Consider the following 24,426-nt stretch of genomic DNA (forward strand, 5'->3'; position numbering starts at 1 on the left):
AACTCGCGAAAGAGCCATTTTCAGGCCGGCACCGAACGATCCGAAACGAAGTTTCGGATCGGGCGCCTAATCAGCATAACATGAGGGAGAATGCAAAATGCCAAACCGACTAATGTATTTCAGGAAGGCCTTCCTGCGTGCCAGCGCCTCGGCTATGGTCGGATACATCGGGCTTGTGCCGATTTCGGCGCATGCACAGGATGCCGCAGCAAGCGAGCCCCAGGCCGAGGAGCAACAGACCGGCGGCCTCGAAGAGATCACCGTGACAGCGCGCAAGCGGGCCGAGAACCTGCAGGAAACACCAGTCGCGATCACCGCGATGACCGGCGGAATGCTCGAGGAACGCCAGGTCACCAACGTAGCAGAAGTCGCAAAATTCGCGCCGAACGTGAACATCTCGCCGGTCGCCAACATTTCGGGTTCGAGCGCCTCGATCACCGCGTTCATCCGCGGCGTGGGCCAGACCGATTTCAATATCACCGTCGACCCGGGCGTGGGCGTCTATGTCGATGGCGTCTATGTTGCCCGCTCGGTTGGCGCGCTGCTCGACATGGCCGACGTTTCGAGCGTCCAGGTCCTGCGCGGGCCGCAGGGCACACTGTTCGGCAAGAACACTATCGGCGGCGCGATCGTCGTCAATTCCGTCGAACCGCAGAACGATTTCGACATGAAGCTCGAAGCGGCGACCGGACGGTTCAACCGCGCCGATTTCAAGGGCATGATCAACGTACCGCTGAGCGACACTCTCGCAATGCGCGCGGTTGCTTCCTATGAAACCCGCGACGGCTACCAGAAGCGTTTGTTCGACGGAGGCCGCCAGGGCAATAAGGACAGCTTCGGCGGACGCATTGCGTTCAAGTGGGAGCCGACCGACAAGCTGACCGTCAACCTGAGCGGCGATATCAATATCAGGCGCGAAGAAATGGCTGCTTCGACGCTGGTCAACCTTTTCGAATCGCCCAACCTGCTGCAGGTTGTCGACTTGAATGGCCGAACCGTGGTTTTCCCCAGTTCGACTTATGCTTGGAACAAGTTGCAGGGCGGCGCAGGTTTCTGCGGTGCGGACGGGCAACTGGCACCGGTCAACGACCCGCGCTGCGCCACCACGCAGTGGATCACCGGCGATATCGATTCAACCTGGTCCGGTGCCAAGAACCAGTCGGATTTCGACCTGTGGGGCACGAACCTGACGCTGGATTATGATTTTGGTGACATCAACCTGAAGTCGATCAGCTCCTATCGCGATCAGAAGGCCACGATCCAGTTCGACTTCGACGGAACGCCACATCCCTACCTCAACCTGACAAACAATATCGATCTGTGGCAGGCTTCGCAGGAATTCCAGTTGACCGGCAGTGTCCTGAATGATCGGGTGAAGTTCGTTCTGGGCGGCTATTACCTGAAGGAAAAGGGCCAAGACAAGAACAACCTGCTGTTCGGCTTCGCTGACTTCTTCAGCGGCGGCAAGATCGACAACGACAGCTATGCTGCCTATCTGCAGGCAACGATCAAGGTGACCGATCGTCTTTCGATCACGCCGGGCATCCGCTATACCGACGAGACCAAGCGGTTCGATCCTTCGTTCCAGACCATCAATGTTGATTACACTGCTCCGCTTGGGCAGGCCGGCATCATCCCTTACCCCCAGGGCGTGTTCATCGCCTTCAGCCAGTGCGTGACCGGCCAGCCAGTGCCCTTGCTGGTGACCGATCCGGCGAGCCCGCTGTTCGGCTTCCCGCTGCCTGGAGGCTGCGCACCAGCCGCCACTAACCCTGGTGGAAACCACACGATGCCGGCGGTCCAGGTTGCCGCCAAGGCCAAGGAATGGACGCCGGCAATTTCGGCTGACTACAAGATCACCGACGATATCCTGGTCTATGCCTCCTATTCCAAGGGTTTCAAGAACGGCGGCTTCACGCAGCGAATCTTCCCGGCTGAACAGGTTGCGCCGTCGTTCAGGCCCGAATTCGTGGAATCATACGAACTCGGCCTCAAGACCGAGCTGCTGGATCGCCGCCTGCGGCTGAACCTCGCCGCGTTCATGTCAAACTACGATGACATCCAGGTCGTCGTCAGCGAAGGCATCGCCCCCCGGGCACGAAACGCCGGTTCCGGCCGGATCAAAGGCTTTGAAGTCGAAGGCGAGGCGGCTCCGACCGATTGGCTGCGCCTGACCTTCGGCGTTGGCTATCTTGATGCCTATTACCGCTCCATTGATCCGCTCGCGTTCCCCGTGAACCTGAACTCGAAGTTCGCCTTCGTGCCGGAATGGACCGGATCGGCCTCGTTCAACGCCGACGTCTATGAAGGTGACATGGGCAAGCTGACGCTGCGCGGAGACTGGTCGTACCAGAGCGAAACCTTCAAGGATGCGGTCAACAGCCCGCAACTGCGCCAGCCTGGCTACAGCGTCTTCGGCGCCAGTGCTTCGTTCACCGAGAAGAGCGAGCACTTCACCGTGACCGCTGGTGTGACCAACCTGACCGACGAACGCTATATCCAGGGCGGTTACGTAGATCCGTTCGTCGCCGGGACAGCGTTGGCAACCTATTCGCGCCCGCGTGAATGGTTCCTCAAGCTCGCCTATAAGTACTGACACTTACCACCCCCGAGGGCGGCGGTCCGCCGCCGCCCTCACCCTTCTGGTGGCACCGACCAAGAGCCTGCCAGACACCTCGCCGCCCAATTTGGTATTGGCAACTTGTCTTGCGGCCAAAGGAGCAATGTCTTGGGCGTTACGATCCCCCCGCTCGAGCGCAGCGATTTCCTGACCGGCCAACCACTTGTCGACGGCACCGAGATCTGTGCCGGCTCTACCTACGCGGTCACTAACCCGGCAACCGGCAAAACGCTGGCGAATGTCGTCAAGCTGGGCGCTGCCCAGACGCGTCGGGCAATTGAAAGCAATTCCCGCGCCTTGATCGATTGGCGCAAGCGGCCCGCTCAGGAACGCGCGCGCCTGCTGCATGACTGGCTGGCGCTGGTCCGGCTCCATCGCCACGATCTTGGTTTGCTGATGACCGCCGAACAGGGCAAACCGCTGGCCGAAGCGCTGGGCGAGGTCGATTACGCCGCAAGTTTCATCCAGTGGTTCGCTGAAGAGGCGCGCCGTGTCTATGGCGAGGTCATTCCGGCCAGCGCTGACCGGCGGATCGTCGTGATCCGTCAGCCGGTCGGCGTGGCGGGCGCCATTACGCCGTGGAACTTTCCCGCCGCGATGATCACCCGCAAGGTCGCGCCTGCACTGGCGGCGGGCTGCACCGTGACCCTCAAACCGTCCGAACTCACCCCCATGACCGCTTTCGCTCTGGCGAAGCTCGCTCGCGAAGCGGGCGTTCCGCCCGGCGTGTTCAACGTGGTCTGCGGGGATGCGCCCGAAATCGGATCGGTCCTGACCAGCCATCCCGATGTTACGAAGTTCACCTTCACCGGTTCGACCGCGATTGGCAAGCTGTTGACCGCTCAATGCGCTGCCACGCTCAAGCGGGTTTCGATGGAACTGGGCGGCAATGCCCCGCTGCTGGTGTTCGACGATGCCGATCTCGATCAGGCTGTCGAGGGGGCGATCGCCTCGAAATTCCGTAACACCGGACAGACCTGCGTTTGCGCCAACCGGATCCTCGTGCAAAGCGGCATTCATGACCGCTTCGTCGAGGCGCTGGCCGCCAGGGTCTCCGCGTTCCGGGTCGGAAACGGCCTTGAAGGTGCAACCGACCAGGGACCGTTAATCACCGCATCAGCCTTGGCCAAGGTTCAGGGACATGTCGCCGATGCCGTGGCGCAAGGTGCCCAGCTGGTCACCGGCGGCAAGAGACACGAGGCCGGAGAACTGTTCTTCCAACCAACTGTGCTGACTGGAGCGAGACCGGCGATGCGGCTGGCGGACGAGGAGACCTTCGGGCCGGTGGCCCCGGTGTTCCGTTTCGAAACCGAGGCCGAAGCGCTGGCGCTTGCCAACGCCACGCACTCGGGGCTGGCGGCCTATGCCTTCACCCGCGACATTGACCGCGCCTGGCGGGTTTCCGAAGGCCTTGAGACCGGGATGGTCGGCTTGAACAGCGGCATCGTCTCGACCGAGACCGCCCCGTTTGGCGGCATCAAGGAATCGGGACTGGGCCGAGAAGGTTCGCGACACGGTATTGAAGAATTCCTGGAGATGAAGACCATCAGTGTTGGGGTCCGGCCCGAGAGTCCGGTGTAAGCGGAATGCGGTCCCAAGGAGTCAAGATTTTCGTTGCCCAATGCGGAATGCATTGTATGATGTCGATAAAAGAGCGGGAGATGGAATTCAGCATGCCCTTCAAGGTTAGGCCTTACGCGACCTTGACCGCCCAAAACGCGCAGGAAAGTCTCCTGCCGTGAAGCGCATGGTCGTGGGGATTACCGGCGCAACCGGCTCGGTCTATGGTCTTCGCCTGCTTGAGCTGCTGCGCGAGACGGGCGGTTGGGAAACCCATCTGGTAATGTCTCCGGCTGCGCTGCTCAACATTCGCGAGGAACTGCCCGAAGGCAAAGCCCGGCTCGAAGCGCTGGCCGATGTGGTGCACAACGTCCGCAACGTCGGCGCCTCGATCGCCAGCGGTTCGTTCGTATGCGAAGGCATGGCGATTGCGCCCTGTTCGATGCGCACGCTGGGCGCGGTGGCGCACGCCCTGTCCGACAACCTTATCACCCGCGCGGCCGACGTGATGCTGAAGGAACGGCGCCGCCTGGTGATGATCACCCGCGAAGCGCCGCTCAACCTGGCGCACCTGCGCAACATGACGGCCTGCACCGAAATGGGGGCGGTGATCTTCCCCCCGGTGCCGGCCTTCTATGCGCGGCCGACCTCGCTGGCCGACGTGGTCGATCACACCTGCATGCGGGTACTGGATCTGTTCGGGCTTCATGCGAAGTCGGAGAAACGCTGGCAAGGCCTTAGCAAAGAGGCGGCAAGCCTTGTTCCGGGTGCTGGGCAAATGGAAGGGAATTGAGAATGGCGTGGGATGTCAGCCGTCGCACGGTCATGAGCGGTGGCGCCGTGGGTGCTGCCGTTGCCGGTCTGGGGATCGGCCGCAGCGCCTTGGCGCAGCGGCCGCGCAAGATCATCGTCATCGAGGAGACGCACGTTCCCGAAAGTCGACTATTTGCCGAAACCTTTACCAATTTGGGGTGCGCAGCGCAGGTTGTCCGGATCGACCGGAGCTTCAACGGCCTGCTGCATGAACTTGAAGCGGTTGAAGGCGTGCTGGTCGGCCTTACTTCCGATCCCGCGGCGATGATCGCCGAGCAGATCCTGGTGGCCGGCGGCGCCCGCCCGCTACTACAGTGGACCCATCAATACCGCAAGCTGCGCTGGGAACACAAGACTGTTGGCGCGCCAACGCTGCTTGCGCGGGCTAGCGTCGGCTGGCCCAGCGTTCTTGCCTACCACATGCAGGATGCGCTCGTCGGCGATCGCCAGGATGCCGAACTGCGGTGCCAGTCAGGAGGACATTGCGGCCTCGATGGCAAGAGCCCCGGCATGCTGGTTTCATGGGCATTCGAAGTGGGAGTACAGCAGTCGTGAGTACGCGCATGCCACAAGGCGTCGACGCCGCAACCTTTACCAAGGCTCTGGACGAATTAGCGGCTATCGTCGGCAAGGAATGGGTCTTCGTCGATGAACTGCCGCTGTCGGCCTATCGCGACGCCTATTCACCGCTGGCCGATGGCGAGATGCTGCCCTCGGCTGCTGTGGCACCGGCCAACATGGAACAGATTCAGCAGGCGCTGAAGGTATTCAACGCTTACAAGCTGCCGATCTGGACATTCGGCAACGGCCGCAATTTCGCCTATGGCGGCCCGGCCCCGCGCCAGTCCGGTTATGTCATGTTCGACCTCAAGCGGATGAACCGCATTCTCGAAGTCAACGAGAAATACGGCTATGCGCTGGTCGAACCGGGCGTTTCCTATTTTCAGCTTCACCGCCATCTGCGCAAGATCGGCAGCAAGCTTTGGGTCGATCCTGCGGCACCAGGTTGGGGCGGCGTCATGGGCAACGCGCTTGAACATGGCGCGGGTTACACCCCCTACGGCGATCACTTCGTTATGCAGTGCGGCATGGAAGTGGTCCTTGCCGACGGTCAGGTCGTCCGCACCGGTCAGGGCGCGATCGAGGGGTCGCAGCATTGGCAATCCACCAAGCATGCAGCCGGCCCGCATTTTGATGGCATGTTCACTCAGTCCAATTTCGGCATTGTTACCAAGATGGGTATCTGGTTGATGCCCGAACCGCCGGGCTACAAGCCGTTCATGATCACTTACGAGCGCGAGGAAGACCTTGCCGCAATCTTCGACGCGGTCAAACCGCTCAAGGTTAACCAGGTGATTCCCAACGCCGCGGTGGCGGTCGATCTCTTGTGGGAAGTGTCCGCCAAGACCACGCGCCGCCATTACTTCGATGGCAAGGGCCCTATCCCGGATTCGATCCGCAAGAAGATCGCGTCGGATCATGGCCTGGGCATGTGGAACTTCTACGCCGCGCTCTATGGTCCGCCGCCGATCATCGAGAACAACTGGAAGCTCGTCGAGGAAGCGATGATGAGCATTTCGGGTGCCAAGCTGCACCTCAACCGCGAAAACGATCCCGCCTGGGATTATCGCGTGCGGCTGATGCGCGGCGAGCCGAACATGACCGAATTCAGCATCATGAACTGGATCGGCGGCGGCGGGCATATCAACTTCTCGCCAATCTCGGCACCCGACGGCAAGGAAGCGCTGAGCCAGTATAACCTGATCAAACAGCGCTGCCACGATTTCGGGTTCGACTATATCGGCGAGTTCCTGGTCGGCTGGCGCGACATGCACCACATCCTGATGATCATGTACGATCGCGCCGACGACGGCATGCGCAAGAGCGCCTATGACCTGTTCGGCAAGCTGGTCGACGAGGCAGCCGGTGCGGGCTTCGGCGAATACCGCACCCACCTCGCCTTCATGGACCAGATTGCCAAGACCTATAAGCACAACGATGGGGCGCTGTGGGACCTGCACCACCGTCTCAAGGACGTGCTCGACCCCAACGGCATCCTCTCCCCCGGCAAGCAGGGGATATGGCCCCAGGCGATGCGCAACCAAGCGTAATCACACGGCCGGCTGAACAAAGACTTCAAGGATTGACGACCATGACGCAAATTGAGCACTGGATTGGCGGCACCGCCGTGGCTGCAACGGGCGGGGCCTATTTCGACGATCTTAACCCGGTCGATGATTCGGTCTATTCCCGGGTTCCCGCCGGCACCGCGGAAGACGTGAACCGCGCCGTGGAGAACGCGCATCAGGCCTATCTCCAGCATCGCGATCTGCCCGCCGCAGTGCGCGAAGGGTGGATCGCGAAAGCCGCCGAAATCATGGAGCGCGATACCGCCAAATTCGCCGACGTGCTGGTCGACGAAATCGGTTCGCCGATCGCCAAGGCCGGGTTCGAAACCCGCTTCGCGGTCAGCTTCCTGCGCGCGGCGATCGGCGTGCCGCGCCGGATTCGGGGGGAAACGATCCCTTCGGACACCCCTGGGCGGTTCAGCATGAGCCTGCGCCAGCCGGTCGGTGTGGTCGCCGGGATTACCCCGTTCAACGTGCCGCTGATCAAGGGGATCAAACAGTCGGCCATGGCCCTGGCCACAGGCAACGCCTTCGTGCTGCTACCCTCGGAAGCCGCGCCAATGATCGCCGATCTGCTCGCTAAATTGTGGAAGGAGGCCGGCGTTCCCGACGGCTTGTTCAACGTGGTCTACGGCAATGGCGCGGAGATCGGCGACGTGCTGACCGGCCATCCCAAGGTCGCATCGATAACCTTCACCGGGTCCTCGCGCGTCGGCAAGCACATCGCCGAAATCGCGGCCCGCAACCTCAAGAAGTACACGCTGGAGCTGGGCGGCAAGAGCCCGCTGGTGATCTGCGCCGATGCCGATCTGGACAAGGCGGTCAACGCCGCGCTGTTCAGCATCTTCATGTACCAGGGCCAGGTCTGCATGGGGGCTTCGCGGATCTATGTGGAACGGTCGATCTTCGACCAGTTCACCAAGGCCTTCGCCGCCGCGACAGGCCGCGCCAACAGCGGCGACCTGCGCGATCCTACCACCATGCTGGGCCCGATAATTTCCGAACGCCAGCGCGACCGCGTCCGCCGCCACATCGACGATGCCCGGTCCAAGGGCGCCGCGGTGCTGGCCGGCGGCGAGTGGAGCGGAAACAGCTGCGCGGCCACCATCCTGAGTGGCGTTACCGCGGAAATGACCGTGTTCGAGGAAGAGACCTTCGGCCCGGTCACCTCGCTCTTTCCGTTCGACACACTTGAGGAAGCCCTCGAACTCGCCAACAACACCGAATACGGCCTCAGCGCCTCTATCTTCACCCGCGATCTCGACAAGGCGCTGGCCTTTGCCCAGCGGGCCGAAGCGGGGATGGTCCACATCAACGCGCCGACCCTGCACGACGAGCCGCACGTTCCGTTCGGCGGAACGAAGGCCTCTGGGTTCGGGCGCGAAGGCACCGAAGCCGATCTCGAGATCATGACCGAATGGAAATGGGTCACGATCCAGTCGGCGACTGAGGGCGGACACTGACAGGCGGGAACGAATGACCATGAACGATCTCCCTAACCGCGCCCGCTCGATCTCGTCGCTGCGCGACTTCCTCGAACTGCTCGAGGATGCCGGCCAGGCGATCACCTGGAGCGATGCGGTGATGCCCGAACCCGGCGTGCGCAACATAGCCGTCGCCGCATCGCGCGATGCCAACGGCGCGCCGGCGATCGTATTCGACAATATCACCGGTTACCCCGGCAAGCGCTTGGCGGTGGGCGTCCATGGTTCGTGGGACAACATCGCCCTGCTGCTGGGCCGACCTAAAGGCACGACCATCCGCGAGCTTTTCTTCGAGATCGCCGGCCGCTGGGGCGATCAGGAAGCGCAAATCAGCTTTGTCCCAGAAGCCCAGGCCCCGGTGCACGAATGCCGGATCGAACAGGACATCAACCTTTACGATGTCCTGCCGGTCTATCGGATCAACGAATACGATGGCGGGTTCTACATCGGCAAGGCCTCGGTCGCCTCGCGCGATCCGCTCGATCCAGACAATTTCGGCAAGCAGAATGTCGGCATCTATCGCCTGCAGATCCAGGGGCCGGACACCTTCACCCTGATGACGATCCCCTCCCACGACATGGGACGTCAGATCATGGCGGCCGAACGGGAAGGCGTTCCGCTAAAGATTGCGGTCATGCTGGGTAATCATCCCGGCCTTGCGGTGTTTGCTGCCACCCCGATCGGCTACGAGGAATCGGAATATTCCTATGCCTCGGCGATGATGGGCGCGCCAATCCGGCTGACCAAATCGGGCAACGGGATCGACATCCTGGCCGACAGCGAAATCGTGATAGAGGCCGAACTGCAACCGGGTGGACGCGAGCTGGAAGGGCCGTTCGGCGAATTCCCCGGTTCCTACAGCGGCGTGCGCAAGGCGCCGATCTTCAAGGTCACGGCGGTGTCGCACCGGCGCGATCCGATCTTCGAGAACATTTACATCGGGCGCGGCTGGACCGAGCACGATACGCTGATCGGCCTGCACACCTCCGCCCCGATCTATGCCCAGCTGCGCCAGAGCTTCCCCGAAGTCACCGCGGTCAACGCGCTTTACCAGCACGGACTGACCGGGATCATCTCGGTCAAAAACCGCATGGCCGGCTTTGCCAAGACGGTCGCGCTGCGCGCGCTGAGCACGCCGCACGGCGTGATGTACCTCAAGAACCTGATTATGGTCGATGCCGATGTCGATCCGTTCGATCTCAACCAAGTGATGTGGGCGCTTTCGACCCGCACCCGTGCGGACGATATCATCGTGCTGCCCAACATGCCTGCCGTGCCGATCGATCCTTCGGCAGTGGTCCCGGGCAAGGGGCACCGCCTGATCATCGACGCGACCAGCTATCTCCCGCCCGATCCGGTGGGTGAAGCGCACCTTGTCACCCCGCCGACCGGGGACGAGATCGACGCCCTGAGCAAGCGGATCCGCGAAATGCAGCTGGGAGCCCTGTCATGACCACCACCGTCTGCGGGCGCTGCAAATCGAGCGGCGCTGTCACCGATCATCAGGGCAGGCAGGACGGCGCGGTCGTGTGGACGATCCTGCGCTGCCCGACCTGCAACTTTTCCTGGCGCGACAGCGAACCGGCCCGCGCTATCGACCCGGCTGTGCGCTCGGCCGATTTCGCCGTCGATGTCGGCGATCTCCAGCGTTATCCCAAGATTCTCCAGCAATAAGGCTCCCAACGCCATGATCGATCAAGCCCGCCAGACGGCCACGCTCGGCACCCTCGCCCAGGCACTGGGCAAGGCCGCCGTCGATACCAGCCCGCAGACCCTGGCCCGCTATGCTGTCCCAGGGATGGCACCGGCAGGCGTGGTGCTTCCGGCCGATGAAGCCCAGCTCGCCAAGGTGCTGGAAGCTGCGCGCACCAGCGGCGGTGTGGTCCAGACGGTCTGCAACGGCGCCTACGGACTTGAAAAAGCCGTACAGGACAAGGTGATCGTGCTTGACCTGCAGAAGATGAACAAGGTCCTCGAGGTCAATGACGAACTGGCCACCTGCCTAGTCGAACCGGGCGTCACCTTCCGCCAGCTCGATGCCCACATCAAGGAAAAAGGAATAAAGCTGTGGGTCGACTTTCCCGGCAATCCCGATGAAAGCGTGGCCGCCAGTTTCATCAACCGCCGCCCCGGCTACACCCCCTATTCCGATCATTTCCTGATGCAGTGCGGGCTCGAGGTCATGCTGGCTGATGGCAAGATGGTGCGCACCGGCATGGGCGCCATGCCCAAGAGCACCTGCTGGCAGCTGTTCAAGTTCGGCTATGGCCCTTGGGTCGATGGCCTGTTCACCCAGTCCGATTTCGGGGTGGTGACCAAGGTCGGCATGTGGATGATGCCGCAGCCCCCGGCGCACCAGACCTTCATGGTCTCGGTCCCCAAGGAGGACGATCTGGGCGCGTTGTTGGACGTGCTCGGGCCGCTCAAGCTCAACATGGTGGTGGCCAATGGCGTCGCGGTGGGCAATGCGCTCCACGAAGCGGCCCTGCTCGGCAAGCGCCGCGCCGATTTTGAGGGCCAGGGGCCGATGGCGGCAAGCGCGGTCAAGGCCGCTGGTGAGGTGCTCGGACTAGGCTACTGGAACCTTTACGGCTCGCTCTATGGCCTGCCCGGCAACGTCGCGATCCTGTGGGACATGGTCAAGGGCGCGTTCTCGTCGATCAGCGGCGCAAGGGTGATTACCGATGGCAAGGGCATCGATCCCAAGCTGTGGGCCTGGCGGATGGGCACGATGACCGGTGTGGTGGCCGATCCCCCGGCCAGGACAGCAGGCTGGAGCGGCGACTTGGCGCTTACGGTCAACCCGGTCAGCCCTGTGGATGGCGAGGAAGCCGTCAAGCTCTATGAACTGTCGCGCGATATCTGTGCCAAAAACGGCTTCGACTTCGTTGGCGAAACCACCGCGATCTGGCGTTCGGCCAACCATCGCCAGGTGCTGCCCCATGCCGCCGGGAAGGGCGAGGATGCGGTACGGGCCAAGACTTGCGCCGAAGCCCTGATCGCCGCGCAGGCCGAGGCCGGCTTCGGCCAGATCATGACCGACCCCGGGCTGGGGGCGGCGGTTGCCAAGACCTATGAAAAGGGTGGCCGCTCGGCCCTGCATGCGCGGGTCAAGCAGGCGCTTGATCCCAACTCGATCTTTGCCTCGGTCTGAGCCGATGCGTCGCCATGCCTGCGGAGGTAAAATGAATAAGTTCCTCGCCCTTTCGCTTTTCGCTGCACTTGCTGCCTGTTCGTCCGCACAAGGCGAATCAGTGGTGGACGGTGCGGAGAATTATGAGCGTTACTGCGCAGGTTGCCACAACCCCGGCCCGGGCCACGGTGGCACCATGCTGCTGGCCGAAAAAGGTGCTCCGGTGCCTTCGCTCATCGGTCGCAAGGACTTAGATTACGATTACCTACATTCGGTCGTTCGCCAGGGCCTGATCGAAATGCCGCCGTTCCGACCGACCGAATTGTCGGACGCGGAGATCAAGCAGATCTACGATCACATCGTGGCGCAGAAGCTTCCCCCCACAAAGGCCGAACCCGCCAAAAACAAGGCACTTTGAGGTCAAATCAAGCTGGGCGGAAAAGGTCAACAGGGTTTGTAAGGCTGAAATTGCTAGGGTGCCAACGGAGTATGCGGATAGCTGGTTGCTTTGGTGAGCACGCAGGCTTGGTGCCATTGAGAAGTCAGCCATCTCCGGTTGGCACCGCAGTCGTCTGCAGACCCGCCGCATCTGATCCCGAACCGGGTTCGGTCAGGCCGAAAGCGGCGATTTCATGCGCGGCAGCCATGCAGACTTCTGCGCTTCTGTTCCACCATTCTTGAAGGCTGATGCGAACATGCCGACATTGATCGAAATGAACGAGCGGAATGCCGGCATCGCATAACTTAGCGTGTGCCTGGTGAGGATATACTGGCTGATGTTCATGCCGGCGCCGCCATGCTCTTCCGGTATGGTCAATCCAAACAGACCCAGGTCGCGCATCGCTCGAGGACGCTTTCGGGGATGAGGTCGGTTTCAATAATTTTGCACTCGACAGGACTGAGCCGGTCGCGCACGAAGCGTTCAAGCTGTATCAAGACTTCTGCATCTATGCCGGCATTGCTCATCGGTTACCTGTCAGATTGCATCATAAGGAAAGACATGCGCCGAGACTTCATCGGCGCGCGCGAAGCTGCTGCGAAACGAAGGTACAAGCTCGTGGGCAATTGCCTCCGGCGTCCAGCCTTCGACCTTGGTCATCGACCGGATCGGCCGGGGCTTGCAAAACAGGGCGATTTCATTCTTGCGAACCGCGAAAATCTGGTTCGTCACGTCCTTAGACAGGTCGGATGCCAGATAGGCAACCAACGGCGCGATCTTGTCTGCCGACATGGATTGCAACCGTTGGACACGTTCGTGTTCGGCAGGAGTTGTCGCGGGAATTGACGAGGTCATGCGGCTCCACGCAAAAGGCGCGATGCAATTCGAGCGGACGCCAACCCGCGCCATGTCGAGCGCGATAGACTGCGAAAGCGCGACGACGGCAACTTTGCCGCCGAATAGTTCGCCTGCCCGATGTTGCCGATCAGACCGCTCGTCGAAGTGAAATGATCGAAACTGCCCGCCTTCTGTTCACGAAAATAGGGCGTGGCGGCCTTGGAAACGTTGAAGACACCAGTAAGATTCACCGCGATAACGCTGGTCCAGTCCGCGTGACTCATCTTGTGCCAGATGCTGTCTCGCAGGATGCCTGCATTGTTCACGACCGCATCGATTCGGCCAAATTTCCGTACCGCATCCTCGATAATGCTCTGCGCCTCCGCCGGATCTGCAACATTACCGAAGTTGGCCGCCGCTTTGCCCCCGGCAGCGATGATGTCGTTGGCGGTGTTCTGAGCGAATGCGGTGTCGCCGCCGTTGCCCGCCTGCGCCACGCCAAGATCGTTGACGATAATTGCCGCCCCCTGCGCGGCGCAATACAACGCCAGTTGGCGACCTATTCCGCGCCCGGCACCAGTGATCGCGACAACTGATCCATCCAGGCACCGATCCATATCCCGTTCCTCAAATGCAATTAGCCCGACAGGCAGGACTGGCTCAATGCCAGGCCCTGGCAACAAGCTCACCCAGTTCCTCTGCCACTCCGCCAGATGTGCTCGCCAAGGTACAATAGTTGGCAAAGCTTGCCTGGACTGCAGCTTCGGACGACTCGGCACGGGTCAACTGGTCCAGGTCCAGCCCAGCGAGCATTTGGGACTGGACCAGACGTTCACCATGCAACTCTGCCGTCTTCAGCGCCGCATAAGCCGCGGCGTTAATTTCCGACTCAGGCGTACCTTGGCACCACTGCTTCATCCAGCGCCGCACCGCACGGACCGGTTGCACGAAGCGTTCATTCGCAGTTGCTGCCGAGTGCTGCGCGGCCTCGATGTCCGAAACAGCGAGAATGGCGCTACGCGCCCCTGCCAACCAAAGGCAAAGCAACACCGTGTTGACGTCACAACCATGCTGGTCCTGCAAGGCAAGGCAGGAAGCTGCCACACCCGGCTTGGCATAAATGTGTAAGGAATAGTCCCATAACGCCGCCGCGTGCTGCTCCACCTGAACTGAAGCTCCATCACCCACTGGCGGCACGGCCGGGCCTTGGTCCGACCGTGCCGAAGTACCCAATCGCGGACCTTGGTGAAAATGCTGACCAGACATGCAACGTGGTCAACCGCCTAGAACCTGCGGGCGCCGAAATGGATTTCCATCATCGGACGCATGACATCCCACCGTTCCAGCTGCGACCAGTGGCCCGAACGGTCGAGAACGTACAGTTCGGCATGCTTGAGATGCTGGATCAGGTAGAGGCTGGTGTCGAGCGGCACCACCCGGTCCTGGCGGCCATGGAAGATCAGCACTTCGTGCGGCATTTTGCCCAGCAGTTCGGGCGGCATGTTGAGCGTCTCAATGCCGTTCTTCATCGAATCGATCATCTTGACCGCGGTCTTCATGATTCCCGGATCGGTGGCGATCTTGTAACGGTTCTCGACGATTTCCTCCATGCCTTCGAACTTCTCGGCATCGTAGGCGAAGCTGTGCATCACCTGGCGATAGCGGGCATATCGTGGATCGGAATAGAACGAGAGCAGGCGGATCAGTTCCGGGGTGCGCGGGCCGGGGGCTCCGATCGAACCCATCAGCACCACCTTGTCGATCGCGTCGGGCTCCTCGCTCATCATCTGCAGGGTCAGCGCGCCGCCCATCGAATTACCGACAACGTGGGCCTTCTTCACACCGAGCGCCTCAAGCAGGCCAAAGCACTGGTCGACCCGGGTGCCGATCCAGCCCATCACGCTGTCAGGCCACGGATCGGGAATCACTGACTGGCCGAAACCGATCAGGTCGGGCGCGATCACGAAGAAGTTTTCGGCGAGGTCCGGCATCAGGTGATACCAGTTGGATGCGGCATGTGCGCCCGGACCCGCACCGTGAAGCAGCAGAATTGCCGGCTTGGACGGATCGCCCGCCAAGAGGGTGTGCGAGGTCAAGCCCCGGCCCGTGATCTTTTCTTCCCTGATAACCCCTTCAGCAGCCATGACATTCTCCCATGCGATCTTGACGAAATATCCGCGAGACTCTTTGCCGGAGTTCACGGTCATTTTTACCGGAGCCTAAGATATCGTTTGACATTGTGCAATGAGTTTTCCCAAACGATATGCCACGGGAGATTGCAAGATGGCAGTGGAGGCATTCAGCGACATACTGGTCAACGAGCTGGCGCTTGAACTCGACGGCGCCGAGCAGACCCGCGAACGGGTCCGGCCGTTCTCGGCGCGCTATCCCGCCATGCGGATCGAGGATGCCTACCGCATCAACCAGGCCTGGGTCGATCTCAAATTGGCGCGAGGGCGCACCGTTTGTGGCCACAAGATCGGCCTGACCTCGCGCGCGATGCAACAGGCAGCCGGGATCACCGAACCCGATTACGGCACCTTGCTGGATGACATGGTGTTCGAACAGGGCAGCGACGTTCCAGCCGCGCGGTTCATCACGCCCAAGGTCGAGGTCGAGCTGGCCTTTGTGCTCGGGCGCCGCCTGGAAGGAGCACAGACGACGATTTTCGATGTCCTGAGCGCCACCGACTATGTGGTTCCGGCAATCGAAATCATCGACACACGGGTGCATCCCAAGGATGCCGAAACCGGGGCCGCGCGCAAGGTCCTGGACACGATCAGCGACAATGCCGCCAATGCCGGAATCATCGTCGGCGGTCTGCCGGCGAAACCCGACGGGCTCGACCTGCGCCGCATCGGCGCCCTGCTCAGCCGCAACGGGGTGATCGAGGAAACCGGCCTTGCGGCAGGGGTGCTCAACCATCCCGCCAACGGCGTCGCCTGGCTGGTACGGCGGCTCGCGCCCTGGGGGCAAGCGCTCGAAGCCGGAGAAGTCGTGCTCGGCGGATCGTTCACGCGTCCGGTCGAAGCGGCGCCGGGCGATGTCTTCAACGCCGATTTCGGCGAGTTTGGTTCAATCGGGTTCCGGTTCGTATAGAGGGCGACAATGCAAACACCCGTCAACAGCTTCAAGGCGGCCTTGCGCGAAGGTCCGGTCCAGCTTGGTTTCTGGCTGGCGCTGGCCCATCCAGACATTGCCGAAATCTGTGCGGGCCAGGGTTATGACTGGCTGTTGATCGACGGTGAACACGGCCCGCAGACCTTGCCCGGCATCGTCGCGCAGCTGCGTGCGGTGGAAGCCACTCCACCTTGTTCTGCGATTGTACGGGTTCCCGGCCATGATTCGGTGACGATCAAACAGGTTCTGGATCTTGGTGCGCAGACCCTGATGGTTCCGATGGTCGAAACCGCCGAACAAGCCAAAGCGATCGTGACCGCATCGCGCTATCCGCCAGCTGGGGAACGCGGCCTCGGCGGTGCCCGCGCCTCACGCTGGGGTGGCTATCCTGCCTATGTCGCAGAGGCCAATGCGCAGGTTTGCATCATCGCCCAGATCGAGACCGCGACTGCCGTCGACAACATTGAGGCGATCGCTGCGGTGGATGGGATCGACGCGCTGTTTCTTGGACCTGCGGACCTGGCCGCGACCGAAGGTTTGCTGGGCGCAAGCAGCTTCGATGCCCTGTTCAAGCTGACCGGCGAGGCGCTGGCGCGTATCGTGGCAACCGGCAAACCGGCCGGGATCCTTTCGCGCGACGAGCGGCTCGTCCAGCAGTTCCTCGATGGCGGCGCCCGCTTCATCGCCAACGGCATCGACAGCTTCACCTTTGCAAAAGGTGCAGGCGACGGGCTTCGCCGCTGGCGCGAACGCATCGCCGCGCAGGGCGGAGTCTGACCATGGCGAAACCGGCCTGGCGGGCCGCAGTAACCGGCGATCCGTCCAAACCGCTCGATGGGGTACGGGTGCTTGAGCTCGCCCGCATTCTGGCCGGACCTTGGTGCGGGCAATTGCTGGCGGACCTGGGCGCCGAAGTGATCAAGATCGAGCGGCCCGGTGCGGGCGACGACACGCGGCATTGGGGGCCGCCGTTCGTGACCGCAGAAGACGGTACGAGTCTGGGCGCGGCCTATTTCCATTCGACCAATCGCGGCAAGCGCTCCTTCGCGATCGACATCGCCAGCGCGGAAGGCCAGGCCATCATCCGCGAGCTGGCGAACGGGGCCGACATCGTGATCGAAAACTACAAGGTCGGCGGGCTGGCGAAATACGGGCTTGACCATGCCGCGCTGTCCGAACTGAACCCGCGCCTGATTACTTGCTCGATCACCGGGTTCGGGCAGACCGGGCCTTATGCCCACCGCGCGGGCTACGATTTCATCGCCCAGGCCATGGGCGGCATGATGTCGATGACCGGCGAACCCGATCGCGAGCCGCAGAAGGCGGGCATCGCGGTGGCCGACCTGTTCACGGGCATGTACAGCACTGTGGCGATTCTCGCCGCGCTCAACCGCCGGGACCGCACCGGCAGCGGCGCCCATATCGACATGGCGCTGCTCGATACCCAGGTGGCGGTCATGGCCAATCAGGCGATGAACTGGATGACTTCGGGCAAAGTCCCGCGCCGGTTCGGCAACGGTCATGCCAATCTGGCACCCTATCAAGCCTTCCCCACGCTTGACGGACCCTTGGTGATTGCGGCCGGCAACGACGGCCAGTTCGCCAGCTTGTGCCGCGTTTTGCGGTGTTCACTGCATGAAGACCCACGCTTCGCCACAAATCCTGCCCGTCTCTCGAACCGGGCGGAACTGGTCACAACGGTCGAGGGGCGCACGGCCCAGTGGAACCGACAAGCGCTGTTCGACGCGCTTGAAGAGGTTGGCGTGCCAGCCGGACCGATCAACGAACTCGACGAAGTGTTCGCCGATCCGCAGGTCGTCGCCAGAGGCCTCGCCGCAATGGCCGGAGGGCGCAAAGGCGTCGCGAGCCCGATCGTGATCGACGGGGTGCGAATGGTTTCGAATCTGGCCGCGCCGGGAAGTCCCGAGCCGGTCGAAGATGAATAGGCGGCACAGTCAGTTCGCAGCCTGAACCGGTATAGGTCCCCCGAACAATCGCCAGCCTTCGCTGAACAGTACAAGCACGATGGTCACGCTCGCCACCCCGAAGAACGAATAGGCCAGAGGCAGCGGGGAACCATTGTAGGCCTGCCCGATCAGTGCGCCCAGCCCCGCGCCAAGCACCAAACGGAAGAACGTCTGAACAGAGGCCGCGGCCCCGGCCACCTTGCCGAATGGCTGCAGGGAAATCGCGGTGAAATTGATGAAGACCGTGATCAGCAAGCACATGTTCGCGGATGTCAGAAGCACAAACTGAAGCAGGGTTTCGCCCGGTCGGGATGCCAAATAGATCTGGCCGATCGACACAAGGAAATGGCACAGGATGGCGGCATGGCCGATCCCCCGGATGCCGAAACGGTGTACGATCGCAGAATTGGCAATGCTGGCCAGCATCATCGAGCCCGCCATCAAGCCAAAGATTACCGAATAGGCCCCGCCGGCCCCGAAATGTTCGCCGATCAATTGCTGCGAGCTGTTGATAAAGCCGAAGTGAGCGCCGAAAATCAGGGCCATGCCAATGACGTAACCGATCGACCGGCGGTTTGTCAGAACGAGGCGGATGTTGCCGAACAATTCACTGGCACCATGGGACTGCCGCCGGGAAAGCGGCAGCGTTTCTTCCATGCGGTAGAAATACCATGCTGACACTCCCATCGACAGCACCCCGATGACAATGAAGACGGCACGCCAGCCGAGCGTAGTAAAGATCACATAACCCAAACTTGGGGCAAGGGTCGGGACTGCCATAAACAGCATCGCGACAAAGGCTTGCAGCTTGGCCATGTCTTCGCCTTGATAGCGGTCGCGAATGATCGCCAGAGGAAGGACGGTCAGGGCGGACGAGGCACAGCCAAGCAGCGCGCGGGCCGCCAGCAGGACGGAAAAGTCAGCCACGAAAGCACAAAGCAGATTGATCAGGGCGAACAGGCCCATGCAAACCAGCAGGACCGGCTTCCTCCCAAGCCGGTCGGAGATCGTCCCCGGGACGAGCGAAAACAGGCCGGAGCAGATCAGGAAGGTGCCGATGACCCATTGCCGCTGGTTTGAACCGCTTGCCCCCAGATCGTTTGCCATGACACCCAAGGCCGGAAGCAAAGTTGTAAACCCAAGTGACTGCAATGCCTGGATCATCGCCATCATGGCGATGAACTCCCGTTTGCCGATTGGCTCTTTATGGGTCAGCGACAACGTTCATACCTTCCGGATGGTCGGGCCTGGCAGCGCCCCCGCCATGAAGCCGGTCCACCAATATGGAGGCCAGTCCACTTCTGATGGAAAACCGCAGGAGCTATCCTTGCCAGCCGATCGCACGACTCGCTGCCATGGCCGCCGAACGGATCTTTTCGATCTTCGGCTTCGAATAAAAATGCTTGTCCTGAACTCGCGAGAGAACGCTCATCGTTGCAACAAGCCTGTTCCCGGAATCAAGCACAGGTACACTCAAGGCAGAGAGACCAGGCACAACCGTACCCTGTGTGGTCGCGTATCCCATCTCGCGCGCTTGGACTATCTGCCTTTCCAGTTCGTCGTCGGAAACCACCAGCCCGCTGGCGCGCTCCTGAGCGATGACGGGCCGAGTCAAAGCTCGTGAACAATGGGTCAAATACAGGATGCCGGTGGACGAAGCCTGCAAGGGCAAAACAGAGCCGACGTGCAAACTGGTCAACAGGGGCAGACCGCCATCGATCCAGCGAATCACCGTTGGCCCATAATCGCCCCAGACCGACAGCAACCCTGTCGTTTGCAGTTCTTCCAGCACGCTCGCCAGATTATCGCCAGCGATCCGTACCGGCTCCACCCGCGCCAGCGCGGCCATGCCAATACGAACTGAAAACTCACCTAGTGCATAGCGGCCATTCTGGACATTCTGCTCGACCACGCCTGTATTGACAAAAGCCAGCAGGTAACGGTGTGCCTGGCTGCGTGACAGACCCGATTTCTCGGCAACTTCACGCAGATGTGCGCCATCCCTTGGGCAATCCATCAAGGCCCTGAGGACGCGAACACCAATTTCCACGGACTGGATAGCCTTGCGCGGCGAATCATTCGCGCTCAAATCTTCGGGAGGCAAGCGCTCGGTAGCCTGATGTTCCATTTCATCACCTTTAGCTGCCAGCTGGCTAGCCTTGCGTGCGTTCATCGGTATTCCCCTTCACCAGCCACTCCCCGGCCCAAAAGCCCCTTGCATGATGGGAAAGCATTGCATATTGTCCAACGAATAGTGTAAGGCCCAAACGCGTGCAAGAGCATGATCTGAGTCAATTGCGACAAAGAGGCCGAGCGTCAACCCAACTAGGCGCTTAGAAACCAGTGAGAGGAAAGGAAGTCGGGTAATGGCTGCAATTGCGTTTCCCAGATCGTCCGAAGAGCATTTCGAACAGTTGCGAAAGGCGCCCGTTCTCGCCCTGCCGACAGCTCTCTTGTTTGTCGTTTCCATGGCAGGGATCGCAACGACCTGGTACTTGGCGCTGAACTCAATGCTTCCGCTTTGGGTCGGTGCAATCTCAAACGGCCTCGTGACATATCTCCTTTTCAGCGTGATCCACGACGCCTCGCACAAGTCGTTGTCGAGCGTTGGCTGGATCAACGAATCGATCGGCGCGATCGGCTTGTTCTTCCTCTTTCCCTATGCCCCGATGGTCCTGCTCCGCTGGGTCCACAACAAGCACCACACGCATACCAATGGACCCAAAGATCCCGACCGGTTCGAGCATGAATCGCCCTGGTGGCAGGTTCCATTCCGCTGGACCTTCTTCGATGGTGCCTACATCTGGTATTTCGTCAAATATGGTCAGAACGTGCGCAAGAAACATGGCACCGAACTGCTTGTCTTCTATTCGCTCCTCGTGCTGCTGTTCGTTGCGGCAATTTACTTCGGCTTCGGCTGGGAACTGTTTATGCTGTGGTTCGTGCCGTCACGGATCACGCTGTTCATCATCGCCATCGTCTTCGTCATCCTGCCACATCATCCCGCGATCATCGCGCAAGACGAAGACCCTTACATGGCGACAACCATGCGGTTCGGCTGGGAATGGTTGCTCAACCCGCTACTGGTTTATCAGAACTACCACCTGATCCACCACCTCTGGCCGGAAATCCCGTTCTACCGGATGCACAAGGCCTATTACCTCAAGTACGATGAAATCAACGCCAACCGCATCCCGCGCCAGAAAGCCTTCGCCCTGAAGCCCGAGAACTATGACGACCACTTTGCGGTTCGCCGGGAACTCGACCAGGCGCAAGGCAAGGCCATGCCTGCCTAACGAAATAACGGCCGGACCGTTCGGTATGGTCCGGCCGTACCTCCAGATCGGAAAACGCACTGATGGCCAAGCAACTTCACCTTGGCGCGTTCATGCGCCCGGTCAGCATCCACACCGGAGCTTGGCGGTATCCAGGTGCCTTACCCGACGCGAACTTCAGCCTGGCAGCGATCCAGCGCTTCATCCGCAGCCTTGAAGCTGCCAAGTTCGATTATTTCTTCATGGCCGATCACCTCGGCGTGCTCAACCTGCCACGCCAGGCGCTGATGCGCAGCCACACGGTGACCTCGTTCGAGCCATTCACGTTGCTTTCCGCACTGGCCGGGGTGACTGAGCGAATCGGCCTCGTCGCAACGGCCTCGACCACTTACGACGAGCCGTTCCATGTCGCGCGCCGCTTTGCCTCTCTCGATCACATCAGCGGCGGGCGGACCGGCTGGAACGTGGTGACCACTTCGAATCCGGACAGCAGCCGCAACTTCGGCCTGGAGACCCAGCCAGATCACGCCGCGCGCTATCACCGCGCCCGCGAGTTTCATGACGTTGTGACCGGGCTGTGGGACAGTTTCGCTGACGATGCCTTCGTTATGGACGCAGCAAAGGGCATCTATTTCGACCCCGACCGAATGCATGCGCTGAACCACAAGGGCGAGCATTTCTCGGTCACCGGGCCGCTTAACATCGCGCGTCCGGTTCAGGGCTGGCCGGTCATCTTCCAGGCCGGTGCCTCTGACCCGGGCCGCCAGCTCGCTGCCGAAACTGCCGAAGCCGTATTTGCTGCGGAATCGACGCTGGAAGGCAGCAAAGCCTATTACGACGACGTCAAAGGGCGGGCGGCGACGGTCGGACGCAATCCCGATCACATCAAGATCATGCCGGCCGTATTCCTGGTTGTTGGAGACACCGTCGAGGAAGCCCACGCGAAGCGCGCGAAACTGGACAGCCTGGTCCACTACGACAGCGGCATCCATTCACTGTCTGGCATGCTGGGTCACGACGTATCGGGCTTCGATCCCGACGGCCCCCTGCCCGACATCCCCGAATCCAACGCCAGCAAAAGTTCGCGGCGGTTCATGATCGAATTGGCCAGAGCTGAGAACCTGACGATCCGCCAGCTCGCCGCGAAGGCTGGCAGCTATGGCGGTTTGGCCTTTGTCGGCACCGCCAAGACCATCGCCGACGAGATGCAGCATTGGCTTGAGCAAGGCGCTTGCGACGGTTTTACCACCATGTTCCCTTACCTGCCCGAAGGCCTGGAAGACTTTACCGGCAAGGTTGTACCCGAACTGCAGGCGCGCGGCCTGTTCCGCACCGAATACGAAGGCGAAACGCTGCGCGACCATCTTGGCCTGCCGCGCCCGGACAACCGCTTCTTCGCCTGATGCGGTGAGCCGGTTTGTCATCATCGGCGCCGGGGCAATCGGCAGTTTCCTGAGCACGCGGTTGCACGACGCCGGGCATGAAGTTCTGCTGATCGCCAGAGGAGCGCGTCTCGAGGCCTTGCGAAACATGGGCGTGCTGCTGTCCGAAGGCGGGGCCGAGCGGCAAGTGCGTGTGCCGGTGTCCGCAGCATGCGATCCCGCAACGCCTCCGGATCATGCCATCCTGGCAACCAAGACGTTTCAGATCGAATCCGCGCTCGCCCTGCTCGAACCACTGCGCGGAAGCCGCTTCACGCTGCTGACGGTGCAGAATGGGGTCGAAGCACCCGGCATCGCCCAGGCCGCCCTGCCCCGCGCTGTCGTGCTTGGCGCACGCATGCACGGCTTCTTCGAGCTGGAAGACGGGATCGTGCGCCACACCGGCGTCCCCGCCACGCTGCTGGCCGGCCCGGTCGCCGATCACGCAACCGACCCGGCTGCCGGACAGGCCTCGGCAAACCTTGCGGGCGACCTTATTGCCGCTGGGGTCCCCACCACTCTGACAGGCGACATGCGCCCAGCATTGTGGGACAAGTTCCTGATGGCCGCGACGATCGGCGCGGTGGCCCCGGCGTTCGGCCTGAAGGTCGGTCAGGTGCTGAGCCATCCCCAGGCCAGCGCGCTTTTGCGCGAGGCCATGGCCGAGGTCGAACGGATCGCAACGGCGTTGGGCATCGAATTGCCGCCCGATTGCATAGACGAGAAGCTGGACTTCATCGGCCGCTTTCCACCCGACGTCACCAGTTCGCTGCAGCGCAATCTCGAAGCGGGCAGACCGTCGGAATTCGTCCACCTCAGTGGGGCCATACCCCGCTTCGCGCGACAGGCCGACCTGCCCTGCCCGGCGACAGACGAAATCCTCGCGCGGCTGCGCGCCCGCGGGCTTCAACCTGATTGATCAGACGATATCCCGCTCCATCGCGCGCCTGGCAAACCATGCACCCGCCATGATCACAGCATGCGCGGCCAAGGTCGTCAAGCCGACCCACAAGGCTTCTCCGCTCCAAACGACGCTATAGATGTCCCAGGCGGAGCCGACGAGTTCGGTCAGCACGATCACCGGAACCAGCGCCCAGTAGCGCAACGGATCGCGCGCGCCCCACAACGCCACAAGGCCGATTGCCGCCAGTTGGATGCCAACGATCAACCAGGCATCAAGCAGCAGGCCGAAAGACGGCGTCCCCTGCCCCAGCGCAATACCGGGGTAGATCAGCCGCAGGGCCCCCGCATAGACCGGCGGCCAGAGCAGCACGAGATTGCAGAGATACCAGATCCCCACGGCGATCAGGTAAGTGCGCAGAACCTTCATGGCGGCCTCCTCAGGCGATCGCGAAGATATCCGATGTGGCGCAGGCGATGCGCGCATCCTTGTGCGGCGCATAGTCCGGATCGTTCATGAAGGCGTCGATCGCCTCCATCGAAGGAAACCGGATCACCACGACATAGTCAGGTGCGGCTCCCTCGCCCTCATAACGGACGAACTCGTGCGAACGGCAGACCATTTCCCCGCCGTGGCGTCCGACCAGCGCCGGAACTGCGGCCATATAGCCTGCCACCCAGGTTTCGTCGTGCGATTTGATCGATCCGATGAAATAGGCAGCCATCAC

Annotated in this window: 23 protein-coding genes and 1 pseudogene; 16 read left to right on the top strand and 8 right to left on the bottom strand. The window is 61.6% G+C overall.

Annotated features, from left to right (window positions below; translation table 11 throughout):
* Positions 1 to 97: 97 nt before the first annotated feature.
* The 10 genes from SARO_RS17160 to SARO_RS17205 all read left to right on the top strand — a co-directional run bounded on the left by SARO_RS17160 (position 98) and on the right by SARO_RS17205 (position 12,157).
* Complete coding sequence (locus tag SARO_RS17160) at positions 98 to 2,596, top strand: TonB-dependent receptor (RefSeq protein WP_011906642.1); 2,499 nt, start codon at positions 98 to 100, stop codon at positions 2,594 to 2,596.
* Between the two features lie 132 nt (positions 2,597 to 2,728).
* Positions 2,729 to 4,201, top strand: a complete 1,473-nt coding sequence (locus SARO_RS17165) for an NAD-dependent succinate-semialdehyde dehydrogenase (protein WP_010891035.1) — start codon at positions 2,729 to 2,731, stop codon at positions 4,199 to 4,201.
* Positions 4,202 to 4,358: 157 nt separating this feature from the next.
* The gene (locus SARO_RS17170) at positions 4,359 to 4,973 is read left to right on the top strand and encodes a UbiX family flavin prenyltransferase (protein WP_010891036.1); all 615 of its coding nucleotides are present in this window, start codon (positions 4,359 to 4,361) and stop codon (positions 4,971 to 4,973) included.
* A 32-nt stretch (positions 4,974 to 5,005) separates the two neighbouring features.
* Positions 5,006 to 5,548, top strand: coding sequence for a hypothetical protein (locus tag SARO_RS17175; RefSeq protein WP_234007476.1), 543 nt, complete (start codon positions 5,006 to 5,008; stop codon positions 5,546 to 5,548).
* On the top strand, positions 5,545 to 7,104 hold the full coding sequence (locus SARO_RS17180) for an FAD-binding protein (RefSeq protein ID WP_010891038.1): 1,560 nt from the start codon (positions 5,545 to 5,547) through the stop codon (positions 7,102 to 7,104). Before SARO_RS17175 ends, SARO_RS17180 begins: the two co-directional genes overlap by 4 nt.
* Positions 7,105 to 7,145: 41 nt before the next feature.
* Positions 7,146 to 8,585 (top strand): aldehyde dehydrogenase family protein, encoded by a 1,440-nt coding sequence (locus tag SARO_RS17185; protein WP_010891039.1) that lies wholly within the window; start codon positions 7,146 to 7,148, stop codon positions 8,583 to 8,585.
* Positions 8,586 to 8,604: 19 nt separating this feature from the next.
* Entirely contained in the window at positions 8,605 to 10,059 is a 1,455-nt protein-coding gene (locus tag SARO_RS17190; RefSeq protein ID WP_234007477.1) for a non-oxidative hydroxyarylic acid decarboxylases subunit C, read from the top strand.
* Positions 10,056 to 10,280 carry a non-oxidative hydroxyarylic acid decarboxylases subunit D gene (locus tag SARO_RS17195; RefSeq protein WP_010891041.1) on the top strand — a complete coding sequence of 75 codons (225 nt, stop codon included), beginning with the start codon at positions 10,056 to 10,058 and terminating at the stop codon, positions 10,278 to 10,280. The genes SARO_RS17190 and SARO_RS17195 overlap by 4 nt, the downstream gene beginning before the upstream one ends.
* Positions 10,281 to 10,293: 13 nt before the next feature.
* Positions 10,294 to 11,760 (top strand): FAD-binding oxidoreductase, encoded by a 1,467-nt coding sequence (locus SARO_RS17200; RefSeq protein ID WP_010891042.1) that lies wholly within the window; start codon positions 10,294 to 10,296, stop codon positions 11,758 to 11,760.
* Between the two features lie 31 nt (positions 11,761 to 11,791).
* Positions 11,792 to 12,157 carry a c-type cytochrome gene (locus SARO_RS17205; protein ID WP_010891043.1) on the top strand — a complete coding sequence of 122 codons (366 nt, stop codon included), beginning with the start codon at positions 11,792 to 11,794 and terminating at the stop codon, positions 12,155 to 12,157.
* A 192-nt stretch (positions 12,158 to 12,349) separates the two neighbouring features.
* On the opposite strand, the gene SARO_RS21740 is transcribed toward SARO_RS17205, so the two are convergent.
* The 4 genes and pseudogenes from SARO_RS21740 to SARO_RS17225 all read right to left on the bottom strand — a co-directional run bounded on the left by SARO_RS21740 (position 12,350) and on the right by SARO_RS17225 (position 15,159).
* Positions 12,350 to 12,580, bottom strand: coding sequence for an acyl-CoA dehydrogenase family protein (locus tag SARO_RS21740; RefSeq protein ID WP_010891044.1), 231 nt, complete (start codon positions 12,578 to 12,580; stop codon positions 12,350 to 12,352).
* Positions 12,581 to 12,715: 135 nt separating this feature from the next.
* Positions 12,716 to 13,632 (bottom strand): annotated as a pseudogene (locus tag SARO_RS17215) (SDR family NAD(P)-dependent oxidoreductase).
* A 43-nt stretch (positions 13,633 to 13,675) separates the two neighbouring features.
* Entirely contained in the window at positions 13,676 to 14,179 is a 504-nt protein-coding gene (locus SARO_RS17220) for a TIGR02444 family protein (protein ID WP_011906638.1), read from the bottom strand.
* Between the two features lie 119 nt (positions 14,180 to 14,298).
* Positions 14,299 to 15,159, bottom strand: a complete 861-nt coding sequence (locus SARO_RS17225; protein WP_010891049.1) for an alpha/beta fold hydrolase — start codon at positions 15,157 to 15,159, stop codon at positions 14,299 to 14,301.
* Between the two features lie 139 nt (positions 15,160 to 15,298).
* On the opposite strand from SARO_RS17225, the gene hpaH reads away from it, so the two are divergent.
* The 3 genes from hpaH to SARO_RS17240 are packed head-to-tail and all read left to right on the top strand — an operon-like array spanning position 15,299 to position 18,081.
* A complete protein-coding gene (gene hpaH / locus SARO_RS17230) occupies positions 15,299 to 16,114 on the top strand; it encodes a 2-oxo-hept-4-ene-1,7-dioate hydratase (protein ID WP_010891050.1) in 816 nt (271 codons plus the stop codon).
* Between the two features lie 9 nt (positions 16,115 to 16,123).
* Positions 16,124 to 16,912 carry an HpcH/HpaI aldolase family protein gene (locus tag SARO_RS17235; protein WP_010891051.1) on the top strand — a complete coding sequence of 263 codons (789 nt, stop codon included), beginning with the start codon at positions 16,124 to 16,126 and terminating at the stop codon, positions 16,910 to 16,912.
* Between the two features lie 2 nt (positions 16,913 to 16,914).
* Positions 16,915 to 18,081, top strand: a complete 1,167-nt coding sequence (locus SARO_RS17240; protein WP_011906637.1) for a CaiB/BaiF CoA transferase family protein — start codon at positions 16,915 to 16,917, stop codon at positions 18,079 to 18,081.
* Between the two features lie 9 nt (positions 18,082 to 18,090).
* Here the strand turns inward: SARO_RS17240 and SARO_RS17245 are convergent, their stop codons facing one another.
* Positions 18,091 to 19,323: a multidrug effflux MFS transporter gene (locus SARO_RS17245; RefSeq protein ID WP_230487997.1), complete on the bottom strand. Its 1,233-nt coding sequence runs from the start codon at positions 19,321 to 19,323 to the stop codon at positions 18,091 to 18,093.
* Between the two features lie 100 nt (positions 19,324 to 19,423).
* Positions 19,424 to 20,275, bottom strand: a complete 852-nt coding sequence (locus SARO_RS17250) for an IclR family transcriptional regulator (protein ID WP_010890870.1) — start codon at positions 20,273 to 20,275, stop codon at positions 19,424 to 19,426.
* A gap of 193 nt (positions 20,276 to 20,468) precedes the next feature.
* Between SARO_RS17250 and SARO_RS17255 the strand changes: the two genes are divergently transcribed.
* The 3 genes from SARO_RS17255 to SARO_RS17265 all read left to right on the top strand — a co-directional run bounded on the left by SARO_RS17255 (position 20,469) and on the right by SARO_RS17265 (position 23,717).
* Positions 20,469 to 21,398, top strand: coding sequence for a fatty acid desaturase (locus SARO_RS17255; protein ID WP_010890871.1), 930 nt, complete (start codon positions 20,469 to 20,471; stop codon positions 21,396 to 21,398).
* A 62-nt stretch (positions 21,399 to 21,460) separates the two neighbouring features.
* A complete protein-coding gene (locus tag SARO_RS17260; protein WP_010890872.1) occupies positions 21,461 to 22,780 on the top strand; it encodes an LLM class flavin-dependent oxidoreductase in 1,320 nt (439 codons plus the stop codon).
* 4 nt (positions 22,781 to 22,784) lie between these two features.
* Positions 22,785 to 23,717: a 2-dehydropantoate 2-reductase gene (locus SARO_RS17265; RefSeq protein WP_010890873.1), complete on the top strand. Its 933-nt coding sequence runs from the start codon at positions 22,785 to 22,787 to the stop codon at positions 23,715 to 23,717.
* Here SARO_RS17265 and SARO_RS17270 read toward each other — a convergent pair whose 3' ends face one another.
* Positions 23,718 to 24,128, bottom strand: coding sequence for a BphX family protein (locus SARO_RS17270; protein ID WP_008828093.1), 411 nt, complete (start codon positions 24,126 to 24,128; stop codon positions 23,718 to 23,720).
* 10 nt (positions 24,129 to 24,138) lie between these two features.
* The gene (locus SARO_RS17275) at positions 24,139 to 24,423 is read right to left on the bottom strand and encodes a DUF1330 domain-containing protein (RefSeq protein ID WP_008828092.1); all 285 of its coding nucleotides are present in this window, start codon (positions 24,421 to 24,423) and stop codon (positions 24,139 to 24,141) included.
* Positions 24,424 to 24,426: the final 3 nt, after the last annotated feature.

Origin of the sequence: Novosphingobium aromaticivorans DSM 12444 (genome assembly GCF_000013325.1) — a bacterium.
Lineage (GTDB): Bacteria > Pseudomonadota > Alphaproteobacteria > Sphingomonadales > Sphingomonadaceae > Novosphingobium > Novosphingobium aromaticivorans.